General features: G+C 45.3%; 20 protein-coding genes. 6 read left to right on the top strand and 14 right to left on the bottom strand.

Annotated features, from left to right (window positions below; translation table 11 throughout):
* Nucleotides 1–15: 15 nt before the first annotated feature.
* The 3 genes from CES79_RS02985 to CES79_RS02975 all read right to left on the bottom strand — a co-directional run bounded on the left by CES79_RS02985 (nt 16) and on the right by CES79_RS02975 (nt 1,634).
* On the bottom strand, nt 16–306 hold the full coding sequence (locus CES79_RS02985; protein WP_133286361.1) for a hypothetical protein: 291 nt from the start codon (nt 304–306) through the stop codon (nt 16–18).
* 110 nt (nt 307–416) lie between these two features.
* Nucleotides 417–1,073 (bottom strand): DNA alkylation repair protein, encoded by a 657-nt coding sequence (locus tag CES79_RS02980; protein ID WP_054656150.1) that lies wholly within the window; start codon nt 1,071–1,073, stop codon nt 417–419.
* An 87-nt stretch (nt 1,074–1,160) separates the two neighbouring features.
* Nucleotides 1,161–1,634 carry a Dps family protein gene (locus CES79_RS02975; protein ID WP_408005816.1) on the bottom strand — a complete coding sequence of 158 codons (474 nt, stop codon included), beginning with the start codon at nt 1,632–1,634 and terminating at the stop codon, nt 1,161–1,163.
* 185 nt (nt 1,635–1,819) lie between these two features.
* Here CES79_RS02975 and CES79_RS02970 point away from each other — a divergent pair, with 185 nt between their 5' ends.
* The gene (locus tag CES79_RS02970) at nt 1,820–2,506 is read left to right on the top strand and encodes a DUF554 domain-containing protein (protein ID WP_054656148.1); all 687 of its coding nucleotides are present in this window, start codon (nt 1,820–1,822) and stop codon (nt 2,504–2,506) included.
* 55 nt (nt 2,507–2,561) lie between these two features.
* Here the strand turns inward: CES79_RS02970 and CES79_RS02965 are convergent, their stop codons facing one another.
* The gene (locus CES79_RS02965) at nt 2,562–3,914 is read right to left on the bottom strand and encodes a gluconate:H+ symporter (protein ID WP_089136261.1); all 1,353 of its coding nucleotides are present in this window, start codon (nt 3,912–3,914) and stop codon (nt 2,562–2,564) included.
* Nucleotides 3,915–4,192: 278 nt separating this feature from the next.
* Here CES79_RS02965 and CES79_RS02960 point away from each other — a divergent pair, with 278 nt between their 5' ends.
* On the top strand, nt 4,193–4,810 hold the full coding sequence (locus tag CES79_RS02960) for a hydrolase (RefSeq protein ID WP_054656223.1): 618 nt from the start codon (nt 4,193–4,195) through the stop codon (nt 4,808–4,810).
* Between the two features lie 72 nt (nt 4,811–4,882).
* On the opposite strand, the gene icd is transcribed toward CES79_RS02960, so the two are convergent.
* The 5 genes from icd to yjeM all read right to left on the bottom strand — a co-directional run bounded on the left by icd (nt 4,883) and on the right by yjeM (nt 12,530).
* On the bottom strand, nt 4,883–6,160 hold the full coding sequence (gene icd, locus CES79_RS02955; protein ID WP_089136260.1) for an NADP-dependent isocitrate dehydrogenase: 1,278 nt from the start codon (nt 6,158–6,160) through the stop codon (nt 4,883–4,885).
* A 14-nt stretch (nt 6,161–6,174) separates the two neighbouring features.
* Nucleotides 6,175–7,257, bottom strand: a complete 1,083-nt coding sequence (locus CES79_RS02950; RefSeq protein WP_089136259.1) for a citrate/2-methylcitrate synthase — start codon at nt 7,255–7,257, stop codon at nt 6,175–6,177.
* 23 nt (nt 7,258–7,280) lie between these two features.
* A complete protein-coding gene (gene acnA / locus CES79_RS02945; protein WP_089136258.1) occupies nt 7,281–9,905 on the bottom strand; it encodes an aconitate hydratase AcnA in 2,625 nt (874 codons plus the stop codon).
* Between the two features lie 297 nt (nt 9,906–10,202).
* Complete coding sequence (locus CES79_RS02940; protein ID WP_089136257.1) at nt 10,203–10,931, bottom strand: hypothetical protein; 729 nt, start codon at nt 10,929–10,931, stop codon at nt 10,203–10,205.
* A gap of 105 nt (nt 10,932–11,036) precedes the next feature.
* Nucleotides 11,037–12,530 (bottom strand): glutamate/gamma-aminobutyrate family transporter YjeM, encoded by a 1,494-nt coding sequence (gene yjeM, locus CES79_RS02935; RefSeq protein WP_089136256.1) that lies wholly within the window; start codon nt 12,528–12,530, stop codon nt 11,037–11,039.
* A 585-nt stretch (nt 12,531–13,115) separates the two neighbouring features.
* On the opposite strand from yjeM, the gene CES79_RS02930 reads away from it, so the two are divergent.
* The 3 genes from CES79_RS02930 (at nt 13,116) to CES79_RS02920 (ending at nt 15,619) form a co-directional block, all read left to right on the top strand.
* On the top strand, nt 13,116–14,132 hold the full coding sequence (locus CES79_RS02930) for a ketopantoate reductase family protein (protein ID WP_089136255.1): 1,017 nt from the start codon (nt 13,116–13,118) through the stop codon (nt 14,130–14,132).
* 156 nt (nt 14,133–14,288) lie between these two features.
* On the top strand, nt 14,289–15,188 hold the full coding sequence (locus tag CES79_RS02925; RefSeq protein WP_054656142.1) for an NAD(P)H-dependent flavin oxidoreductase: 900 nt from the start codon (nt 14,289–14,291) through the stop codon (nt 15,186–15,188).
* A 20-nt stretch (nt 15,189–15,208) separates the two neighbouring features.
* Nucleotides 15,209–15,619 (top strand): peptide deformylase, encoded by a 411-nt coding sequence (locus CES79_RS02920; RefSeq protein ID WP_089136254.1) that lies wholly within the window; start codon nt 15,209–15,211, stop codon nt 15,617–15,619.
* Nucleotides 15,620–15,991: 372 nt separating this feature from the next.
* On the opposite strand, the gene CES79_RS02910 is transcribed toward CES79_RS02920, so the two are convergent.
* Nucleotides 15,992–17,386: an FAD-binding oxidoreductase gene (locus CES79_RS02910; protein ID WP_089136288.1), complete on the bottom strand. Its 1,395-nt coding sequence runs from the start codon at nt 17,384–17,386 to the stop codon at nt 15,992–15,994.
* Between the two features lie 244 nt (nt 17,387–17,630).
* Between CES79_RS02910 and CES79_RS02905 the strand changes: the two genes are divergently transcribed.
* Nucleotides 17,631–18,719: an LCP family protein gene (locus CES79_RS02905; protein WP_089136252.1), complete on the top strand. Its 1,089-nt coding sequence runs from the start codon at nt 17,631–17,633 to the stop codon at nt 18,717–18,719.
* A gap of 67 nt (nt 18,720–18,786) precedes the next feature.
* Here the strand turns inward: CES79_RS02905 and CES79_RS02900 are convergent, their stop codons facing one another.
* The 4 genes from CES79_RS02900 to CES79_RS02885 form a co-directional block, all read right to left on the bottom strand.
* Nucleotides 18,787–20,196, bottom strand: a complete 1,410-nt coding sequence (locus tag CES79_RS02900) for an APC family permease (RefSeq protein ID WP_089136251.1) — start codon at nt 20,194–20,196, stop codon at nt 18,787–18,789.
* A 321-nt stretch (nt 20,197–20,517) separates the two neighbouring features.
* A complete protein-coding gene (locus CES79_RS02895; RefSeq protein WP_089136250.1) occupies nt 20,518–21,276 on the bottom strand; it encodes a hypothetical protein in 759 nt (252 codons plus the stop codon).
* Nucleotides 21,269–21,982, bottom strand: a complete 714-nt coding sequence (locus CES79_RS02890; protein WP_054656134.1) for an ATP-binding cassette domain-containing protein — start codon at nt 21,980–21,982, stop codon at nt 21,269–21,271. The genes CES79_RS02895 and CES79_RS02890 overlap by 8 nt, the downstream gene beginning before the upstream one ends.
* Nucleotides 21,960–22,349 carry a GntR family transcriptional regulator gene (locus CES79_RS02885; protein ID WP_054656132.1) on the bottom strand — a complete coding sequence of 130 codons (390 nt, stop codon included), beginning with the start codon at nt 22,347–22,349 and terminating at the stop codon, nt 21,960–21,962. The genes CES79_RS02890 and CES79_RS02885 overlap by 23 nt, the downstream gene beginning before the upstream one ends.
* Nucleotides 22,350–24,103: the final 1,754 nt, after the last annotated feature.

Genomic DNA, 24,103 nt, shown 5'->3' with positions numbered 1-24,103 from the left:
CGCTTTTTGATTTACTTATTCAATAATGAAAACGTACTGTGCTAAATCTTTTAGCCAGTAGGTGTGAACTTGTTCTGGATGATAGCAGACAATGTCTTGCAAAAATTCATTCCCAATTAAGGTGTAATAAATCTCCTCACGATCATTAAAGGTCTCCAGATAATCAATGTTTCTTTGATGACGAAGGCTTTCGCTTGCTTCTCTCCAGCTGTCTGGAAGAGTTGCTAAACCATATTGATGGGCCAGATCCTGCCAACGATCCATTGGTACGACCGGCGCCTTTGTTGCTATTGCGCTTTCAGGCAATGTTAGTCAGTCCTTTCCAGTGATTAAGGATAGCACGGATTAACATTGGTAGCGGTTATATTTTAATGAGAATGTTGATTAATCAACTGTCTAACCCGTCAGACCAGTTCTCAGTGAAGCTTTAAGTATTTACTGCCCTCATGAATTGCTAATTTACTGAGCTGATGCGCTTGTATAAACTGCATCACCCACTGCGGATCCACCTTACTGTAGTTCCGCAACGCCCAGCCAATCGCCTTTTGAATGAAGAATTCCGGCGTGGCAATATCTGGCAAAATAGCGCGTTCCAGCAGCCGCGTATCAGTCTGGCCCTTTTCCATCAACTGCAGCGTGATGGCCACCCGCCGCAGCCAAAAATCATCAGCGCCGTTAAACAATTCAAACACTGCTTGCTTATCCGCTGGTCGAACCCGGATATAATCACCAAACCCTTTACGCAGGGCATCAACTGAATCCCACCAGGCTTTTTCGGAAATCAAGCGGGCCAGCCGCTGCATATCGTTAAAGTTAAATCGTTTCACGTTAGCTACCAGTAAATCGATCGCCACGTACTGATATTCACGTTCAGGCCGTTGATACAGTGTCTCGATACCTGACACTAATTCCGGCACGGTCACCCGTTTACTTTGTTTAAGCAGTTCTCGAGATTGCCGTTTTCGTTCCGGCGTTTTGAGTCCCGCAAAGGCAAACTGATCGCGCATATACCGCGCCATGGGAGCCTTCAAAGCCGGATCACCTACCAATTGAAAGTCATCAAACAGCGTCATGCTGACACCTCACTTTCCGTTTTAATTATAGCGTATCACATGAGTGCATATTAAAACCCCATGCCAATTTGCCATGGGGTAAACTGTTTAATCCTGCGGTCCCTGGCCTAAGTAGGCCGACACCATCCAGATCAGTTTTTCAATTTCAGTGTGGTTTTCAATCAGCATGTCTTGCGTAGAGAAGTCCTTTTCATCATCCGTAATCTCGATACCTTTTTGATACTGGTCACGCAGATATTTGAACTGATCATTCAATCGTGTCATCAACTGTTGTAAGGTCAACTGGTCGAAGGCTACTTTTTCATCCGGTAGCCCCGTTTTTTCAATAAATTCGTGGGTCGTTGCGATCGGACTGCCGCCAATGGCGATCAGCCGTTCCGCCACTGCGTCTAACTGTTCGTCTAACGTGTCGTTATAGTCATCCATTAACGGGTGCAACTTGAAAAATTCTGAGCCGCGCATGTACCAGTGAGTTTGCTGAATATTAGTATGCAGCTGGCTTAAATCGGCAATTAATTGGTTCAGTTGGTCCTGTGTCTTTGGATACTGTGTCATAGGCATTCCTCCAATACTAGATCAAGTGACTTCTACTACTTGATATAAGTATATCAAATCTCTGCAATTGAGCCTAGAAAAGTGCCCCCGTTTCTCATCCCAGATTCAAATAACCTTGCAACGGGATTCTAAATCATTTATGATAAACGAATGTACATATTTATCATTTTTTAATCTAAGGGGAAATTCATATGATTCTATTCGGTGCACTGGCCAATGGCCTCGCCGTCATCTGCGGTGGCGGTATTGGCCTGGCTTTTAAACACGGTATTTCAGAACGCGTCAAAACTTTAGTTGTACAGAGTTTAGGGGTCTGCGTTGTTTACGTCGGCATCAGCGGTTCACTCAAGGGCACCAATACAGTCATCGTGGTGCTTTCAATGGTGATCGGCGCAATCATTGGTGAGTTGATCAACTTTGACCGCCAATTTCAAAAATTCGGTGACTGGCTGGAAAAACTGATGGGCATGAGCGGTGAGAACCATTTTTCAGAAGCCTTCGTCACCAGCACCCTCTTTATTTGTGTAGGGGCCATGGCAATCGTGGGGTCCCTGCAAAGCGGGATGACCGGCAATAATCAGGTGCTGTACACCAAATCAATGATCGACGGCGTTTTTGTACTGATCCTCGCAACGACGTTAGGATTAGGCGTCATCTTTTCATCGGTTTCAGTCGTGCTGTATGAGTCCGTTTTGACTTTACTAGCTCAGTGGGTAGCGCCGCTGTTTACCCACACCGTCATCAACGAAATGACCTGTGTCGGCTCCCTATTGATTTTGATCATCGGCCTAAACATGCTGAAATTAACCAAGATCAAGGTTGCCAATCTGTTGTTGGCACCGTTTTTGCCAATTCTGCTGTGCGCAGTGATCAAGTAACTGAATTTGAGACAAATAAAAAGTCTGAGCAAATCTGCTCAGACTTTTTTGCGTCCTAGTGGACAATTGCATTTAATATCAGCACGAAAACCAATCCCCAAACCGACAGCCAGGTTTCCAAAACTGTCCAAATGGCCAGGGTCTGTTTCACCGTTAAATCAAAGTATTCCTGGAACATCCAGAAACCAGCATCGTTAACGTGGGAAGCAGCCACTGAACCAGCACCGATGGCAAGAACCATCATAGCTGGATCAGCACCGCTAGAAATCATCAATGGCGTGATCAGCCCGGCTGCAGTCATACTTGCAACGGCAGCAGAACCCAGCGCGATCCGCAAAACAACCGCGATCAGCCAACCCAAGATCAGCGGTGATAAGTGAACGCCGGCAACTAAGTGCTGAATAGCATTCCCCACCCCACCATCAAGCAGAACTTGCTTGAAAGCAGAGCCACCACTGATGATCATCAGCAGCATGGCGATCGACTTGATTGATTCAGTCAGTGCATCGCCAATTTGCTTCATGGAACGGTGTTGGTGGAAGCCCATTGACCAAACTGCAAACAATAGTGAGATCAGCATGGCAACCACTGGGCTACCAATCATCGACATGTAGGAATTAAGCCCCTGTCGTGCGGCTGAGCCCGTATCATGAACAATCAATTGGTAAATTGTGGCGGCCCCCATGAAGATCACTGGGAACAATGACGTCAAAATTGAAATTCCAAATCCTGGTGTCTCATCAAGCTTGAACTCTTTGATCTCACCAAACGCCGGCAGTTCCTTCTTAAAAGTAAACGCAGACGGCGCGTACTTTTGAGCCAGCTTAGTAAATACCGGACCAGCCATGATCACCGTTGGAATCGCTACAATGATTCCGTACAGCAAGACCGTCCCAATGTTGGCGCTTAACGCCGTGGCCACAGCGGTTGGTGCCGGTTGTGGCGGTAAGAAAGCTTGGGTGGTGGACAGTGCCGCTACCATTGGTAACCCAAGGTAGAGGAATGGCACTCCGGCCTCTAGGGCAATCGAGAACACGATCGGTGTTAAGAGCACTAACCCAACTTCAAAGAACATCGACATCCCGATGATAAAGGATGCCACAACAATCGCTAACTGAAGCCGTTTCTTTCCAAATACGCGAATCAGCGTTTGGGAAATGCGGTACGACCCACCCGCTTCAGACACTAACCGGCCGATCATGGCACCAAAACCAAAGACGATGGCTAATTCTCCCATAGAATTACCGATCCCTTTAGTGATGGTTCCCGCAATATCGCTTGGGTTCATACCCAACCCTAAGGCAACTAGAACGGCGGTCAAAATTAAGGAAATAAACGTGTTTAACTTCACACGAATAATCAGGAATAACAACAATGCAATCCCTAAAAACAGCACTATAAATTGCAAGACAACTTCCTCGTTTCTCTCTCATATACTTGTTATATGCAAAAAAGCACAACAAAAGAATTGTAGGCAACTTAAAGGTGAACTGCAAGCGTTTTTGAAAATAATTTTCATGAAAGCGGATTACAGTGATAATTTATTTCAATTTCTCATTTCTAGCTATCTTGAATTTCTCATAAATTTAACATTATAAACCTATTGTCGGATATAAGTCGTCGTTCTTTGAATCACGTCGGCCCCTGCTTATAATGTGCGTAATTAACGAGAAAGGAATGATCATCATGACAAGTTACGCACCAAGAGATCCCCAAACTGACCGTTTATTAGCACCCGGCAATAGTGTTTTTGTGATTATTGATTATCAACCAACGCAGATTCAATCCATTGAATCAATGAACCGCCACCAGCTCGTCCAAAATATTGTGGCAACCACCAAACTGATGCAGGCTTATCATGTGCCGATCATTCTTTCAACGGTAAACGTTGCAACTGGTCGCAACAAAGATACCATTGATGACTTAAAGGCCGTTTTAGGTGATACGCCATCGTATGACCGCACCACGATCAATGCCTGGGAAGATCAGGAATTTAATGAAGCAGTCACGTCAACTAACCGTCATAACATTATCATAGCAGCGTTATGGACGGAAGCGTGCCTGACCTTCCCCGCCATTGACGCCATGGCTGAGGGCTACGACGTTTATCCGGTGGTTGATGCCGTTGGCGGCACCAGTCTCGATGCCCACGAAGCAGCGTTACGCCGGGTAGAACAGGCCGGCGCCCACCCCACTTCTTATGCCCAGTTAGCTTGTGAGCTGCAACGCGACTGGAACCGAACGGACACTGTTCCTGCTTTCTTAGAGGGAATGTTTGAAACGGGCAAATTTTTAGAATTATAGAAGCTGACTGAATAAGATATAAACAAGGCCTACTCCGCTTAATCGGAATAGGCCTTGTTTATATCTTATTCTTTATCTTTGACCAGATTGGGCAATCAACTGTGCCACATAATCGCCAAATTCACTGGTACTCAGCACTGTTGCGGCTGCTGTTTTAGCAAAATCAACAGTCACATGATGCGATTGAATGGCCTGCTTGATGCCGCTTCGGATCAACTGGGCAACTTCGGTCCAACCCAGATAATCAAACATCATGGCACCGGATAGAATAATCGAAGTCGGATTCAATTTATTTTGACCGGCAAATTGCGGTGCGGTTCCGTGCGTCGCTTCAAAAATCGCGTGACCCGTTTGATAGTTAATGTTGCCACCAGGCGCAATCCCAATACCGCCAACCTGGGCGGCTAAGGCATCCGAAATGTAATCACCGTTTAGGTTCATGGTCGCGACCACTTCAAAATGCTCTGGGTAGAGTAAGGACTGCTGGAAGAAGTTATCGGTGATCACATCATTCACGACCAACTTTTGCGCATCACGGGCGGCTTGATAGGCCTGATCAGCTGCTTGAGCACCCTGATCGGCTTTAATTTGATCGTATTGATTCCACGTAAAGACTTGATCACCATACTTTTCAGCCGCTTCATAGCCCCATCTTTTAAAGTTACCCTCAGTCTTTTTCATAATATTGCCCTTATGAACCAACGTTAAGGTGTGCCGGTTGTTAGCAAGCGCGTAATCGATGGCCGCCTTGACCAGCCGGGTCGAACCCTGTTTTGAAATGGGTTTAATGCCAAAAGCGGACGTATCGGGGAAGCGGACCTTACTGATTTTATCCTGTTTAGTCAGTAAGTCTTTCCAGGCTTCAGCATCCGCCGTGCCAACGTCGCTTTCAATTCCAGCGTAAATGTCTTCCGTATTCTCTCGGAAAACGTCAATATTCACGTTTTCGGGATGGACGACTGGCGATGGCGTTCCTGGATAATACGTTACCGGTCGAAAGCAGGCATACAAATCCAATTTCTGACGCAGGGTCACGTTAATGGACCGGTGGCCAACGCCAATGGGAGTCGTCAGCGGGCCCTTAATGCCAACTAGGTATTCACGCAGCGTTGACAGCGTCTTATCCGGCAGCCATTGGCCAGTTTCTTGATAAGCCTTCTCACCAGCTAATAATGGCAACCAGTTAATTTTCTTTTGACCAGCGTAGGCTTTCTTGACCGCTGCATCAAAGACCGTTTGAGCTGCTCCCCAAATTTCAGGGCCAATACCGTCCCCCTTAATAAAGGGAATGGTTGGCTTATCCGGCACTTGAAGCTGGCCGTTATTCATGGTTATTTTTTCTTCAGTCACTTAAAATTTCCTCCTTATCGGCTCGGGTAATGCCGGTTAGTCTCACCCACGTACTCCGACGATGGCCTGATCAGGCAGCCCTCAGCTTGCTGTTCAACAATGTGTGCCAGCCAACCTGCTGTGCGACAGGCCGCAAACATCATGGTGAACGTTTGCTTGTCAAGGTCAAAGCAGTGATAGATCAACGCGGTATAGTAATCCACATTAGGATGCAGATGGGTCGCTTTAAACATATAATCTTTAATTTGCTCTTGCAACACAAAGTACGAATCATTATCCGTTTCGTGCGCAATTTTGCGGGCGACTTCCCTCAGGATAACGGCTCTTGGATCACCATTTTTATAGATACGGTGACCAAAACCCATGATCTTGTGTCCACTAGCCATCTGGTCTTTGACGTATTGCACGGGATCCTGACCCGTGTCACGGATGGTTTCCAGCATTTTAAAGACCCGTTCATTAGCACCGCCGTGAAGCGGTCCCTTTAAGGCACAGACCGCTGCGGTCAAGCACGAATAGTAATCGGCTTGAGTCGACGCCACCACTCGGGCAGTAAACGTCGACGCATTAAATTCATGATCGGCGTGCAGCACCATGACGGTGTTAAACATGGCGACCCGTTCTGGAGTTGGCCGCTGCCCGGAAAACAGGTAGATAAAGTTTTCAACTACGCCCCAGCCCTTTTGCGCGTGTTTAATGGGCTGACCGTCCCGAATACGAATAATTGCCGCAATGGCCGTTAACAGCTTCGCCAATATCCGTGGCGGATCATCTCGCTTAACATCGTTAGTCGTGCCAAGAAGCGACACCGTCGTCCTTAAAATACTCATTGGATGCTGCGGCTCATAGGTGATCCTGGTGATCAATTGAACGGTTTTTTCTGGTAATACCATTTCTGAAACCAGCCGTTTTCTAAATTCACTTAATTCATCGGCACTTGGAAGCCGCGTGTGCCACAACAGGAACACCACTTCTTCAAACGGGGCATCCTTTAATTCCTTAATAGGATATCCTGCGTACGTTAATACCGCATTCTTCGTTGAACTGACCTTGGTCTGATCAACCACAACTCCAGCTAATCCCTTTGGTAATTCCATTTTGTCACCTCTGACGTTAAACCCTATTGATTCTCTTTAGCAGCTACCTTATTGGCAACGATCATTGGCATAATGCCGCCGTTTCTGTAATACTTCCAATCAACGGGGGTATCAAAGCGCACGATCGCATCAAATTTAGTTTGCTGATCCGCCTTCTGTGCCATTACGTGTGCGACTTGACCGTCCAGTTCAATTGAGAATGTTTCGGTCCCGTCTAACCCTAACGACTCGGCAGTTTGTCCCGGCTGATATTGAAGCGGCACAACGCCCATCATGGCTAGATTAGCCCGGTGAATTCGTTCAAAGCTTTCAGCGATGATGGCTTTGACACCTAAGAGTTTGACACCCTTAGCAGCCCAATCACGAGAAGAACCCATGCCGTAATCCTTACCGGCCAAGACGACTAATCCGGTATGATCAGTCTGATACTGCTGCGCGGCTTCAAAAATGGTCGTTTCTTTATTAGTTGGTAAGTACCGGGTAAAACCACCGGTCTTATCAGGCGTTAACTGATTCTTTAACCGAATATTTGCCAGTGTACCGCGCATCATGACTTCGTGATTACCGCGACGGGAACCATACGAATTAAAGTCCTTCGTTGCAATCCCTTTGGACTTCAAATAACGGCCAGCTGGCGTTTCCGCGCCAATAAAACCGGCTGGCGAAATGTGATCCGTAGTGATGGAATCACCTAACTTAGCCAGTACGCGTAGACCGGATAACTGCTTGCTGCCGGCTGCACCATCAAAGAATGGCGGTGCCGCGATGTACGTTGAGCGAACGTCCCACTGATAAGTTGCTGATTGCGGTGCTGGCAGTTCATCCCAGGTCATGTTTTGGCTCAAAATGGACTGGTAGTTCTTTTGAAATTCTTTGGGCTTTAGATACTGCTGTTCAAGCTGTGCGACTTCACTATCTTTTGGCCACAGATCCTTTAAGTAAACTGGCGTACCCGATTTAGAGGTTCCCACCGGCTGAGTTGTCAGGTCAATATCACAAGTCCCAGCTAACGCGTAGATCACAACGAGTGGCGGTGAAGCTAAGTAGGTATCCTTGACCAGTGGATTAACCCGGCCCGCAAAATTACGGTTAGCACTTTCAACTGCCGCAATTGGATAAGGATGCTCAGTGAGCCTAGTTTGCAGGTCTTCTTTTAACTGACCTGAATTACCAATACAAGTCATACAGCCATACCCAACCAGGTTAAAACCAAGTTGATCCAAATAGGGTTGCAGCCCCGCCGCTTCCAAATACTGGGTCACGACTCGAGAACCTGGCGCTAACGATGTTTTCACATAATCGGGCACTTTTAAACCTAACTCAACGGCCCTTTTAGCAACTAATCCAGCTGCCAAAAGAACTTTCGGGTTAGAGGTATTCGTACAGCTGGTAATGGCTGCGATACCGATGGAGCCGACCCGAATCTTGAATTTCTGACCGTTAACTGTCACTGGATAATCAGGCAGCTGACGCCGGTCATCAAATTGTTTGGGCATGTCTTTTAGCGCAACCGTATCCTGTGGCCGGTTGGGTCCAGCTAAGCTGCTTTGAACACTGGCCAAATCAAGTGAGACGGTTTCACTGTATTGCGGAATGGCCTTTTCGTCATAGAACAGGCTATTCGTTTTTGCATAATTTTCCACTAGATCAATTTGATCAGCCGACCGGTTCGTTAATTTTAAATAGTCGATAGTTTGCTGATCGATCGGGAAGAACCCACACGTAGCACCGTATTCAGGGGCCATATTGCCAATAGTGGCCCGGTAAGCAAGTGGCAGGCTTTGCGCGCCTTCACCGTAAAATTCAACGAACTTTCCAACCACGTTATGTTCACGCAGCAGGTGGGTCAACGTCAGTGCCAGGTCGGTGGCTGTAATGCCCTCGCCTAACCTACCCGTCAACTTAACGCCCACTACTTTAGGCATCGGCATATACGTGGGTTCGCCCAGCATACTGGACTCTGCTTCAATGCCGCCGACACCCCAGCCGAGAACCCCCAGGCCGTTGATCATCGTGGTGTGCGAATCAGTTCCAACTAACGTATCTGGGAAGGCTTCGTAACTGCCATCCGCCAATTGCTTGGGGTGGATAACGTCAGCCAGATACTCCAAATTAACTTGGTGAATGATCCCCGTGTCAGGTGGAATGACCGTCAGATTTTTAAAGCTGTTTTGCGCCCATTTTAAAAAGGTATATCGCTCACGGTTGCGTTTGAATTCTTGCTGGATATTGTAAGCAAAGGCCTGCTTATTGCCAGCGTGATCAACTTGAACGGAGTGATCAATGACTAAGTGAACCGGGATTTCCGGATTGATTGAATTCACATCGCCGCCCCGTTTAGCCACCACATCACGCATCGCTGCCAGATCAACTAACGCTGGAACACCCGTTAGGTCCTGCAAAATGACCCGTTCCGGTTGATGCGCAATATTTTGATCATGATGCTGATCCCAATCATTGAACGCGGAAGGAACCCGCCCTTGATCAGGTTTCTGATCTGCACGGCGCAACGCTTCTTCCAGTAAAATCCGAATGGTGTAAGGAAGCTTGTCAACCGTCTGTCCATGATCCTTCAAATACGCGTCAATACTGTAAAACCGGTATGAACCGCCCTTTAAATTGAGTTGTTGCCGGTATGATTTATTCATAAAACCCACCGCCTTTGTATGTGCCAGAAGCCACTAATACTTTAATTAGAAAGTCGAACAATCTTAACCTTTAAAATTAAATCGTTAATAATTTCACTTTGTTCTAATGATATTCTCATTTACGTTTAATCTAGCTGTAATCAGTTATTTTGTCAAGACTTTCTTGAATATTTATTTACACTAACGACTAAAAATTTACAGACACTTGACCGTTTAATCCGTTTAATTTCAACTAAAAAAGCCACTGGATCAATAATCGATCCAGTGGCCTCATCTTTTTATTCTGTTATTTAGACGCTAATTGACAGTTTGGGTGTTACTCGGTTCATTTTCGCTGTCAACCAGCTCGACCTTGATTCCCTTTTTAACTAACTTTGCCCGCCCGGTCGTTACAAACCGATCGCGGATACTGGTTTTGGTATACTTGGTCACTCGAGCCAGCAATCGTTGCATGATCTTCAGCGCATCTTTACTCGTGGTCATCCCCGTTGCCAGTTGCTTTTCTTTAAGGGCGTTATACTTAAGGGTTTCGAACTTTAATTTATTCTTGACGATTCTCATTCTGGAGAAATCATAGATGCCATTTTGCTTCAGAATGAAGTGGTACAATTCCCGCTTGGTACGTTGAAAACCTTCAAACTTATCGCCCTTATAGATAAACACGTACTCGCTTTTACCAGCTTTGGTTTTGAGCACATCACCGTCATGCAGCGTAAAATTACGCAGCGCTTCGTAAGAGCCCGTTGACAGATTAATTTGGCCTTCGTAAAAATCAGCCGAAAATCCAGAACCCACATCAAAATCAACGGAAACACTCGTTGCCTCGTGCTTATCATGAGCCACAAAGATTTCACTATCATCATATGGCGCCCTGAAGGTACCGTCTAAATCGATGTTTTGAACATCATTTAACCGCTTAGCTAACGTTGCTTCAGACGGTTCATTTGGATCAACAATTTTTGCAAACTTATAACCCTTTCGATGCTTAATAATTGGGATCGTTAACGTTTCAACATTACTTGTCATAGCTCATCCTTCTTAAAATGTCATGGTTGTTAGTTGCTTTAATTTAACTAAAGGTCTCCTCATTAAGCCTAACACAGCGTTACCATAATTAACATTCTTTCAGCATTAATTTCGGTCCTTCGTCTGACGGGTGCGAAAGGCTAAGAACGCCCACGCAACCGCACCGAAGAAGACTGGCCCAATGATGGTCCAAAAAGCCGTATAGTAATCGTGCGTCATGATTGGATAGGCCGCGGTGAAAATGATGCCACCACTAATCACGATCAGAACCACTGCCACGATCAAGTTAGTCCAGCCACGGTTGGTATAAATTTCAAACGGCCGTTCCAGGTCGTGACGCCGCTTAAAGAACGGAAAGGCCCCAATCAGGAAAATGTACGGAAACGAGGTGGAAACGTTCCCCATATCGGTTAGAATCGTGTAAAACTTAGCTGCTGTACTGCCACCGAATGCCACTAAGAAGATCATGACAGCGACGATGATTGCTTGGATCCACATTGCGTAGGCCGGCATGTGATGCTTGTTTAAAGTCGTCATCTTCTTTGGCCAAAACTTTGGGTTGGAACCCATAATAAAGGATTTCAACGGTGAATAAACCAGGACAAAGAAGGAACCTAAGTAAGCAATAAACATACTTAATCCCGCAAACCGGGCAAACAAGGTTCCCAGTATAGTAGCGGTAGCTGTCGACAGATTCAAGCTCTGCCCCAAAACGACCCCGAGGTTATTCATCAAAACATAGGTGATATTTCCGAGGTTCACCTGATTGCCGCCCAAAACGTGCTGCCAGTTCGTGCTGATCCCCCACAGGAAAATCGATGATGAATAAGCAATGGTGATCACAACGGTGGCAATAATCAACCCTCGCGGAAAAGTCTTCTCGGGCTGATCCATACTGTCGGTCACACCGCCTAAAGACTCGGCCCCAGCGTAAGCAAACACCGCGTAGACCACAAAGGAAACAAAAGCAATTGGCGATTGAAACTGACTGTTAGGTGAATTAACGAAGCTGCTTAACCCGTGAATCGGTTCAGCTAAATGACCGCCATTTGCGAACAGTACCACAAAGCTGGCCAGCACAAAAATCACCGTCAGCAAACTCACAAAAACGCCGCCCACCGATGAGATCTTCGCTATCGCATCGATCCCATGCACGTCACACCACGTTACAGCTAGGATCCACAAAATACCTAGAAGCCCAATTAGCTGGGTCGACCCCAGACCGAACAGCTGCCACTGCGGTGTGCTGTCGTGACCGGAAATCAGCGTGGCTAACGGAATCCAGACCTTTGACGCCGTCGATACCATCCAAATAATCCAAGACGATAACCAAATAAAGGTCCCGATAAAAGCCCACCGTTCACCAATCGATCCGGCCATCCAGGAATAAATGCCACCGTGAGCGTCCTTAAAAGCGGCCCCGTATTCAGCGAACATTAATGAACTGGGTAATAGGAATAATAAAGCTGCTAAAATATACCAGATAATACTGGCATACCCCATCTGGTCATACGCGATGGTCGTATTTGCAAACCCATAGATCGTCGTAAACGTCATTAAGACCAGATTAACCAACGTAATACTTTTCTTTTTTGCCATAAAAATAACCTCATCCAATCTCAAATAATTGCAATAATTATATATGTCACTATTAATTTTAATTGTTACTGTATAAGTACTCAATGACTATGAAAGATAATTAATAATCTCATTCTTACATTATTCTTTTAGATAATGTATTTCAGGATATTTTTAATGAGCAGCTTCTTAGCTTATAAATGTATATTTATTTGAATATTTGTAATATTCCATTGGATTACGATGAGATAAACATTAAAATTAGATTTGACATCTCACATTGAAGTGTTATTATGATGTCAATTCGATAAGCAAATGCGTTGACGAGGACAGCGTTGGTACACCATAAGCGAGTTCGGTTTGGTGTAAGCGGACAATTTGTACCAGCCAATCACCTCGAAGCACTGCTGATAAACGGTAACTAGTAATCAGTGGCGGAGTCAATCTCCGATATCAACATGGATCTGTGTTTGCAGATTGTAAGTGCTGCTTGGTGACAAACAGCAAACATAAAGGTGGTAACGCACACGTGCCCTTTAAGTCAGAGATGGCTTAAAGGGTATTTTTGCTTTCAAATTACAATACTTATTTAAAGGGGTAATACATATGAAATTCACAGTTGTTGGAACAGGTGCAATGGGTTTGCGGTATGGTGTTTTGCTACAGGATGCTGGTAATGAAGTTGACTTTGTTGATGGCTGGAAACCCCAAGTCGAAACCATCCGTAAACAGGGTGGCGTTAAGGTTTCTCGGGATCATGAAGATACCCATCTGGTACCCGTTAACGTTTATTACCCAGAAGAATACGATGGCAACCCCGACTGCTATATCTTTTTCCTGAAGCAAATGCAGTTGTCCGATATGCTGAAACGTTGCGCCCACTTCTTTAAACCTAACCAATACGCCTTTACCTGCATGAACGGGATGGGCCACATCGAAAAATTGTTGAAGTACTTCAAACCAGAAAAGCTGGTCGCAGGAACCGCCTTGGTTGCCACTGTTTTGAACGGCCCTGGCGACGTTGACTTCATCGGTAAGCGTGGCGCCGGTTCAATGAACCTCGCTAACTACACTGAAAAGCCAGATGACTTCACCCACAAGCTGGTTGAACAGCTTAAAAAAGCCCAGTTTAATCCTAATCTCACCAGAAACTTCCGCGGCACACTGATGGCCAAAGTCGTCTTCAACTCAGTTGTTAACACCCTTTGCACCATGTTTGAAGTCACCATGGGTGAATACGCCGACTATGAAGGCGCTGATGAAATGAGCCGCCAGCTGATCGACGAAGCCTACGACGTCTGCGAACGCGATGGCGTCAAGATGCTCAATACCCGTGAAGAAGAACTGGAAAGTGTCAATTACGTGTCTAAAGTCGCTAACCCACTCCACTACCCTTCAATGTATCAGGATATGCATAACTACCGGCCAACCGAAGTTGATTACATCAACGGCTACCTGGTTAAGCTAGGTAAGAAACATGACTACTTTGCTAAGACCCATTCCTTCTTGACCCATGAAGTCCATTTGGCAGAACGCAATAAGCAACGTGAACTGAAGCGGATGCGTGAAGAAGAAACCGCACCAGAAACGGTGGTTGAACATCAGCAAGTTGCTGGCAGATAGTGTTTTAATTTCAAAAAAGCAATGAATCACATCTCGTGCGATTCATTGCTTTTTTGCGTCCAACTTGAATTGTCATTTCCAACCCCCAACCTCAGCCATTTCGTGTTATTCTGTTAGGTAAATCATGTCATTTCCTAATCCCAAGGAGGTCATAATATGCAACTGACTAAATTACTGCACGTTCAAAAACCCATCATTCAAGGTGCCATGGCGCAAATCTCACGGCCAGAGTTGGTGATTGCCGTTAGTAATGCCGGTGGTTTAGGTGTTTTAACCACTACTGGATCCACGCCAGAATCGCTGCAAGCAGATTTAAAGACTATTCGAGCCGCAACTAAGCAACCATTTGGGGTTAATTTGATGCTGCAGCAAACTAACATTGACAGTCTGTTACCCGTCCTATTGGCTGACCCGGTTCCAGTTGTCTTCACCAGCGCCGGTAACCCTGCGCCATTCCTGCAGAGCTTAATCAATGCCGGTACCAAGGTGATTTCAGTCATTCCTAACGTTAAGATTGCCAAGAAAATGGCTGCCCTGGGCGCATCCGCAGTGGTTGCTGAAGGCGCGGAATCTGGCGGCCATATCGGCACCGAAAACACCATGGTATTGGTGCCGCAAGTCGCATCCGCGGTGGACATCCCCGTAATTGCTGCTGGTGGTATTGGCACCAGTGCGGGCGTAAAAGCGGCCTTCGCGTTAGGTGCCGCTGGTGTCCAAGTTGGCACCGCATTTTTAGTTGCCAAAGAGACCCCCATTGACCCGATTTATAAACAACTGGTGATTAAAGCCGACGATAATGGTACAGTAGTTACCGGAACTGGTGGTGATCGCGTTCGTAGTTTGAAGACACCGTTAACGACCAAATTGCTGGTTACCACTGACTCAGCAACGTTCAGTCAGTTATCCAGCGGTTCTTTGCTGCGTGCAATTCATGGCGATGTGGATCATGGCAGCTTCATGGCTGGTGAAATCGCCGGTGCCATGACCAAGATCCGCCCAGCTAAGGAAATCATTGATGATTTAAACCAAGGCGTTCCCACAATAATAGAAGACTGATTTTAAGAAGGAGTTTTTTCATGATCAAACAAATTAACCACGACCAAGGTTTTCTTTCCCAAAAAGCCACTCGAGCAACCCAGGCGGATGCCGCTGCTGTAACCGACCTCGTGGATACCCTTAAAGCTAACACTAGTCGCGCCGTTGGCTTAGCGGCTAACATGATTGGCGTTAAAAAGCGCATTATTGCGATTCAGCTTGGCATGTTATCCATTCCCATGGTCAACCCAGAAATCACTAAAAAAAGCGGTCCTTACGAAGCTACTGAAGGCTGTCTCTCGTTGGAAGGTCAGCGAACAACGACCCGTTATAAGACGATTGAAGTCACGTATCAGGATCAGAACTTTAAATCACACACCCAGACGTTTAATGATTTTACCGCTGAAATTATTCAGCATGAAGTGGATCATACGAATGGGATTTTGATTTAACTGAAAAAAGAGCACCAGGAAAATCGTTTGTGATTTTCCTGGTGCTCTTTTCTTTTACATTGACTAAACGTGTTCAGAAAACCTGCCCCCGGCCACATAACGCAACTAATTTCAAAATGCAAAGCCGGAATTTTCCTGGCGCTTTGCTTTTACGTAGCCGAAACGTGTTCAGAAAGCCTGCCCCCGGCCATATAACGCAACTAATTTCAAAATGCAAAGCCGGAATTTTCCTGGTGCTTTGCTTTTACGTAGCCGAAACGTGTTCAGAAAGCCTGCCCCCGGCCATATAACGCCACCAATCCCAAAATTCAAAACCGGAATTTTCCGATTGGTGGCGTTATATTCTGGGGGCAACCCGGCTTTCTTCACACTCTAGTTTATTTTCCTCTTCGGATTCAACAGCTGCATTGGATCAAACAGCGACTTGATCTGATGCTGAATCTGATCAACATCTTCACCCAATTCTTCGTTGTTCCACTGATTCTTCATGGTACCAACGGCGTGTTCGCCCGAAATCGTGCCGCCCAGTTTCAACGTTTCATGGAACATTAATTGCAGCGCTTCAACAACGTCTTGCGGCGCCTCTTTTTGTTCCTTTGGCCAAACAATCGTCGGGTGCACGTTACCATCACCAGCATGACCAGCTACGTAGATCTTCAGGTGCTTTTGAACACCCACTTGGTGAATATAATCCATCATCGTCGCCAGCTTGGACAATGGCATTGCCATATCTTCCATAATATGATTCTGACCAGCAAATATAGCTGGCAGCATATCACGACGCAACTTCTCTAAATCAGCCTGTTCTTTTGAATCAGTTGTAACGGTGACATTAACTGCCCCGTACTGATTCATCAGTTCTTTCAGCTTATCGACTACTTCTGGAATACTGTTGTCGACTTTGAAGATCAGCATCGCACCACTATTACTGCTGTAATGCGTCCCTTCGTATTTATCCAGTGCCTCAATTGTGGCGTTATCCAAGGCTTCCAGCATCGTTGGGTAAACTCCAGAAATGCGAATTTCAGCAACGGCTTCAGCTAACTTAGTCATGTCGTCAAAGAACGCGATCCCCATCGTTGGCGTGCCAATCGGAATCGGCATTAATTTCACTGTTACTTCAGTCACAACGCCCAACGTACCTTCAGAACCAATAAATAACTGGGTCAGATTATAACCAAAGGCTTGCTTCAACGTCCGGCCGCCGACTTTGATCTCACGACCATCCGCCAAGACGACCTTTAATCCCAGCACGTTATCTTTCGTCGCACCGTACTTCACGGTACTCATCCCACCAGCGTTAGTGGCAACGTTGCCGCCAATGCCAGAGATTGGCTTGGAACCTGGATCCGGTGCATAAAACATCCCCTGTTCACGGGCCGCCTTATCCAGATCACCGTTGATCACACCCGGTTCGACAACGGCCAATGAATCGGCCCGGCTGATTTCTTTAATGTGGTTCATCTGCTTGGTCGACAGCACAAAGCTGCCCGCCACGCCGTCAGCACCAACCACCGTACTGGTAAATTGATTTTGCGGGACCACCGGCACGTGGAATTTGCGGGCGGCCTTCATAACCCCCTGGATATCCCTAGTGGACTTCACTTCAATGTAAGCTAATGCTAAGCCACTCTCATCACTGGTCATCTTGGAGCTGAAGGATTGCTTCTTCAGGGTCTCAGGATCAGTAAACACGTTACCATCAGTGACTTGCTGCTTTAAAAATTCAATGATCTGTTCATTACTAAAAGCACTAAAAACTGTCAATAACATCAAATCCTTTCTAAACGAATACTTCAAAATTTAGTATAGTGCAATCGTTATGCAGTTGATATTAATTACACCTATTATTTGTACTGTTATCGATAAGATGTTTTAAGTTTTATTAATGAAAATTTATTTGAACTTCAAAAGATAACGTTTATACTTTATCCTTAAGTCTACGTGTGTTATAACTGTCTTTCTAAAAGCTATTCGTTTTACTAATCTGATTAACATTAAGGAGTCATATATGCAAAATCAAAACCCGAAACACTCGGCGCCAAAACAACATTCAAAATTACGACGGGGCATCGTCTGGACGATAGTCGCACTGGTGGCTGTCATAGGCATTGGGGGCGCCTATGCCATCTATCAAACCAAAGCCAACATTGACCAAACCTACTCTGCCGCTCACGGTGCCAATCGTGCGAAGGTTTCGAATTCTAAGCCCGTCAGCATTTTACTGATGGGAACGGATACTGGTGCTTTAGGCCGGACTGATAAGGGCCGGACCGACACGATCATGGTGGTCACCATCAATCCGAAAACCAAAAAAGCCACCATGGTCAGCATTCCTCGTGACACGCTAGTGAAAATTGCCGGTACTAATGACACTGAAAAGATTAACGCTGCCTATACAGTGGGCGGTGCTTCAACGTCCATGAAGACGGTTGAAAAACTGGTGGACGTCCCGATGAACTACTACGTTTTGATCAATATGGGCGGTCTGGAAAAAGTGGTCAACGCAATCGGCGGCATCGAAGTTAACGTACCCTTCTCATGGACCGATTCGCACACTCACATGTCCTTTAAGAAGGGTAAGGCGCATTTGAACGGTAAACAGGCCCTGGCCTTTGCCCGGATGCGTTATGAAGATCCTAACGGTGATTACGGTCGCCAAAAGCGCCAGCAACAAGTCATCCAGCAAGTCGTTAAAAAAGTGACTAAATCTGGTAACGTCGCCATGTACCAAAAGTTACTCAACTTGCTGTCCAGCAACATGAAAACCAACTTATCCTTTAACGATATGATCAGTTTGGCCGAACATGATAAAGATTCTGTCAAGCACGTGAAAAAATCAAGCTTACAGGGTGTCGGTGCCTACATTGACGATGCCGCTTACCAAGTGCCCGCTACCAAGACGCTTCAGAACACTTCTGACCTCTTGCGGGCTTCTCTTGGTAAACCTAAGGAACCATTAAACAACTTCAACGTACAGCAAAATAAGCTCAACACGAAGAACGGCTTCGACTGGGATTCCGGTAACAATCCGGTTTATACGGTTTACGATAATAATGCCGCTTCGGATAACGCCAATGCTACCCAGACCAATAATTAATGAACAGCCCAAAATGGCTTACTCGGTGATCTTTCAAGATTACCGAGTAAGCCATTTTTAGTTGAATTTAATTTTTACGTAACTGACTGTGCCAGACACCGTACGCAGCGTAAATAATGACACCGATAGCAAACCAAATACCTGAAACGACCCAGGTTTCTAATGGCAGCTGAAGTAGCATCCAGATGCATAGCCCAGCAGAAATGATCGGTAGATAGGGATAGAATGGCACTTTAAAGCCCGTATTGGCAATGTCTTTGCGTTTCCGTAATGGCAGTACACCTAACGACATCATGGTGAAGGCGATCAAGGTCCCAATGTTGACCAGCTGAGTGAGCCGGTCTAATGAAACCAAGCCACCCATAATGGCAATCACAATGGTGACCGCCAGTAACCCGTGACTAGGAACTTGGTGCTTCATGCTGATTTTTCCTAAGCTTTTAGGTAATAGACCATCCCGGCCAATGGAATAGATCAGCCGTGATGAACTGTAGATCATCGAAAGCATCATCGTAAACATTCCGGCTAAAGCCCCAATTGAAACCACGCCAGCGACCCAGTTTTGGTTCACAATTTGCAGCGCGAAGGAAACTGGTGCGGCCACGTTTAATTTCGTGTAAGACACCATCCCGGTCAAGACAGCGGCAACTGCCATGTAGAGAACCGTACAGATGATCAGCGTCCCCAGAATACCGATTGGCATGTTACGCCGCGGATTCTTCACTTCAGCTGCGGAAGCTGAAACACAGTCAAACCCGAGATAGGCGTAGAACACCAATGAAGCGCCCCGCATAATACCATGCGCACCATATGGCGCAAATGGGTGCCAGTTGCTAGGCTTAACGTAGAAAATACCAACAACCACGAATAATAGAATAATGAAAATTTTAGCCACCACAATAATGTTATTGATCCGGGTAGTCGTCTTGACCCCCTGTGTCAGCAGTAAACTAATAGCCAGCACGATCAGAATTGCAAATAAGTTGAAATAAGTGCCGTGAGCCGGATCAAAGCTGCCCGTAATCGCCTTAGGCACTGTAATGCCAACACCCTTTAAAAATGACACTAGGTAAGCCGACCAGCCAGTAGAAACGGCCGCCACGGATAACATGTACTCGAGGACCAGCGCCCAGCCGATCACCCAGCCAATGAATTCACCGAACACAATGTTGCCGTATGAATAGGCACTGCCGGCAACGGGTAACGCGGATGAAAACTCCGCGTAACACATGGCAGCGGTGGCACAGACCAAGGCTGCCAAAACAAATGATAGGACGATTCCAGGACCGCTGTATAAAGCAGCGACCGTGCCGGGAAGAATAAAGATCCCGGTTCCAATCACCGTTCCAACCCCTAATAATAGCAAATCCTTAGCATCCATCGACTTTTCTAATAAACTATCCTTATCTAAATACCGGTCGAGCGACTCTTTTTTAGTTAACCGCCCGAATATGCGAGAGACCGTTGTGTTCTGCATAACTTCTTCCTCCTCATAATTTCCACTAATCTGTGAACACCAACGATCAGACCAACAAAAAACACCAGGGACCACGTTGTCCGCTGGTGTTTTTAACCAGTCAGGCAGCCCAAGCGTTTCGCCTAGCCGTCTGACCGTAAGTGTAAGTGCCATGCTAATAGCAACTTCTCTAACTTACTGGTTGATAGCCAGGCTCGTTAAAGAAGAAGAAAAATCGCTGCTGTGTTACTTGATCACGATTCATTAGCATATTGTGGCACTCCCTTCGTTGTGTATGAGAGTATTTTAACAATTGAATGAGAAAAAAGCAAGCTGCAAAAATTACTGTGCCGTTTCAACGAATTTATTCATTAATAAAATGTTGGCAACTGATTCCAGCACGGCCACTAACACGATGGCACCTAGGCTGGCAAAAGCTGTTCCCCAGCCCACTGAGAGCCCACTCATCACCATGCCGTAGATGTGAAAGACGCCGACAGCAGTTCGAATAATCGCTAAACTGACGACAATGTATAAGATCCCGCGAATCAGCCGTTGACGACCGATGGGCAGAAACGCGCCAATACTTAGAATGATCAAATGGATCAATGAAATCGTGGTCCAAACCATCACGATTGAAGTCACAAAGATCAGCAGTGCCATCACCACGATTCCAATGACTTTCATTGTACTGAGACCGCCATCTGAAGACATAAAATAATTACTCCAGTTACCACTTGCAAACGCGACAATTGCGTTGATCACAGCCTGGACGACCCCAAAATACAGCATGGCAAGAACCGTTGCGCTTAAACTGCTCAGATAGATTTTAGTATCACTAGCTGGAATCAGTCGAATAGCATCACTCTGATAAACGCTTTCGTTATACATCGCCATTCGGATAACAACAATCAAGAAAGCTAAGGAGCTCCAAAAGCCAATGGCGGACATGAATCCAGAACCAATATTAGCCACCCCGTTTTGAATGGCCAGCATGACCCCATTGACTACAATAACAACCAGCATCAAAAGAATGATCCGGTTGATCGATTTAAATCTATCCCGCAATAAAGCGGGTACTAGTGCCGTAAACTTAGTCATTGATATCAGCCTCCCCATATAAACCTTCGTAATAATCTTCGATACTCTGACCGCTTTCTTCACGGATCTCATCGGCCGCCTTATGCACAGCGATCTTATCGTCCTTAATAATCACGATCTCGTCTAGAATTGGGGCAATTTCAGAAACGTAGTGGTCACTGATGATCATCAGTGAGTCGGCTGGTTTCCACTGAATAATACTATTAATGATCTTTTTGCGGCTCATACTGTCGATCCCGCTAAAGGGTTCATCGAGTAAGTAGATGCTGGTCTGTCGCGCGAGGGTTAGGCTGATCACTAATTTTTCCCGGGTCCCTTTTGATAAAGCTGATAAGCGCTGCGATTCATCCAGTTTTAAAAACGTCGCCATTTGCGTATATTTCTGTTCATCAAAATCAGGATAGACCTTGCTATAAAACCGTTTGACGTCACTGATTCTTTGGTTAGTTGCAATCCCACCTAACGGATCACTATAACTGATCAAACTTTTGCGGTTAGCCAAATTACTATCGCCGTTGATCGTGATCGTGCCACGAGCGTTCTTCGCAAGTCCAGCAATCAACCGCATTAAGGTCGTTTTCCCAGCCCCGTTTTCACCTAACAGACCAATAATTTTATTTCCTGATAGTGATAAAGACACATCCGTTAAAATTTTCTTGAGGTTCTTACGATAATTCAACTGCTCAATCTTCAATGTCGTTGCCATTTGAATCCCCCTGCCTTTCAATATATGCCGTTAGTTCAGCAACCATCTGCTCATCGCTAATATTCAGCCGGTGAAGCCGATCATAAAGTTGTTTTAAATAACTGGTCATTAGCTGCTGCTTCAGCTGTTCGACAATCTGCGCGTTATCAGTCACAAAGTTACCGCGGCCACGTCTTGAAATGATCACGCCTTCAGCAATCATCTCGCTCAAGGCCCGCTGCACCGTGTTCACGTTGACCGTCATGGACACTGCCAATTGCCGGATTGCAGGAAGCTTATCGCCAGGTGCTAATTGGCCAGCAATGATTTGATCATAGATAACCGTTTTGATCTGGTAATAAATAGGCACCTTGTCATCAAATTCCATTTTAGCTGTCCTCCTTAGTTAGTGTACTAGTTTCCTATTACACTATATCACTAATCCACAAAATTTCAATATCAGGGACTCAAATCAGACAAAAATAGTGATAAAAGTGCTTTTGTAATATAAATGTAACATTTAAATGACCAATAAAATTGGCATAAAAATTTTTTTGAAATATTCGCCATTAGACACCTAATTGATTAACCATAAGTTCCTGTAACTGTGTGTTGTCGGCAATTATAGCCTTTTCATGATAATCATCGAAAATCGATCAAACAATATTGATTAAAACCGTTAGTGACATTAACTATCGAAATTTTGGGTATAATTCGCGATTTGTTATGTCATCTTCACACTTTCTTCACATTTAGAGACTATATTATGACCATAGCCTAATATCTTAAAGGAAGATATTAAGTGAGCTTTTTCATTTTACTCCTCCAAAGTAAAATTTATATTTCCGTGAACCCCATCACGAAAATGCCTACTCCTATGAAGATCACCCTCCCCCGGGCGATCTTTTTTTTGCCCTTTTTTAGACAAAAATAAAAGATTCGCTTGGCTGTCTTCTTCAGACTAGTAAAGCGAATCTTTTATTTGACGCGATACACATCTTAGAGTAACTCGGACCCTCATCCATAACACACCCAACAGAGAGCGCACAGTCACCTGACCGTGCATTGACTATGTTTTATCAATGCGATTCAAGCAATATGAATTCCCTGGGTTCATACTGCTAATTACTCCACTGTGGCCTCCAACCACATTAGGACGGTACTGCTCACAAGGCGTCCAATACCTCGATCATAATCTCCACATCATGATCTCATGCTGATGGTTAGTGACCCATTCACCGAACCAATCATCACAACACAGTATCTGCAACATCTTAGCAAGCTTCTTCATTTTTCTCACTAGACCTATTAATTCACGAATCCCCCGGAACCAATAAATCGAAGATAAGAACAAAAAGACCCATTCATTCGGCCGGCTGATAAGCCTCCGAGAACGGGTCGTGTCCTAACCAACGTTAGAACTGAGCATTTAAATTAACTTTTTCGTTCTTAAGTATATATATAATCTATCACATAGCCTGGATAATATCAAGCCTTTTACAACATTATTATTATCTATAAGTTAATTAAGCAATCAAATTTACTTAATTGTAACCCTGCCTGACAAAGCTTGATTGACCAGCAGACTCGTTAGTAAAACGATAAACTAGCCGCAGCAAAGCCACTTGCCGCGCTCTTCTTAAACTAAAAAAGCAGCCACCCCATCAGGCAACTGCCTCAATCAATTCAATTGTCCATGATGATCATGCCGCTACTGAAATAAGTGGGTGTCATAATTGTTAAAACGTGAACAAGCTAATGTCGTTTAACCCAATCTTCGCCGATACTGTAAGGATGAAAACAGACTAAACTACATGTACGCTCAACCATTACGTGTTGGGGTACACCCGGATTTTTCAATTTTACTTCCTCCATAATCAAACCCATCTAAGCTAACAAAAAATTCATCATGTGCATTCAAACTATGCCAGATAACAACGTCTATTAACTTTCTTAGCCTAAAGATATCCCCCCTCACATCACCAGACTCACTTCAATCAGGTAAATTCCCCCTTACCTGAAGGTTTCATTGAACCCGTCTAGCTTATGGACAAATATAGCGACATTGATTGCCTGAGTCAAACATTTTTACCTGTATTCTTATAAAAAATGATAAGCGATGCAACTACGTGATTTTGTGTA

Source organism: Secundilactobacillus silagei JCM 19001 (genome assembly GCF_002217945.1).
Classification (GTDB): Bacteria; Bacillota; Bacilli; order Lactobacillales; family Lactobacillaceae; genus Secundilactobacillus; species Secundilactobacillus silagei.
Note: the sequence above shows the minus strand (reverse complement) of the source record. Positions and strands in the feature narration are given on the sequence as shown.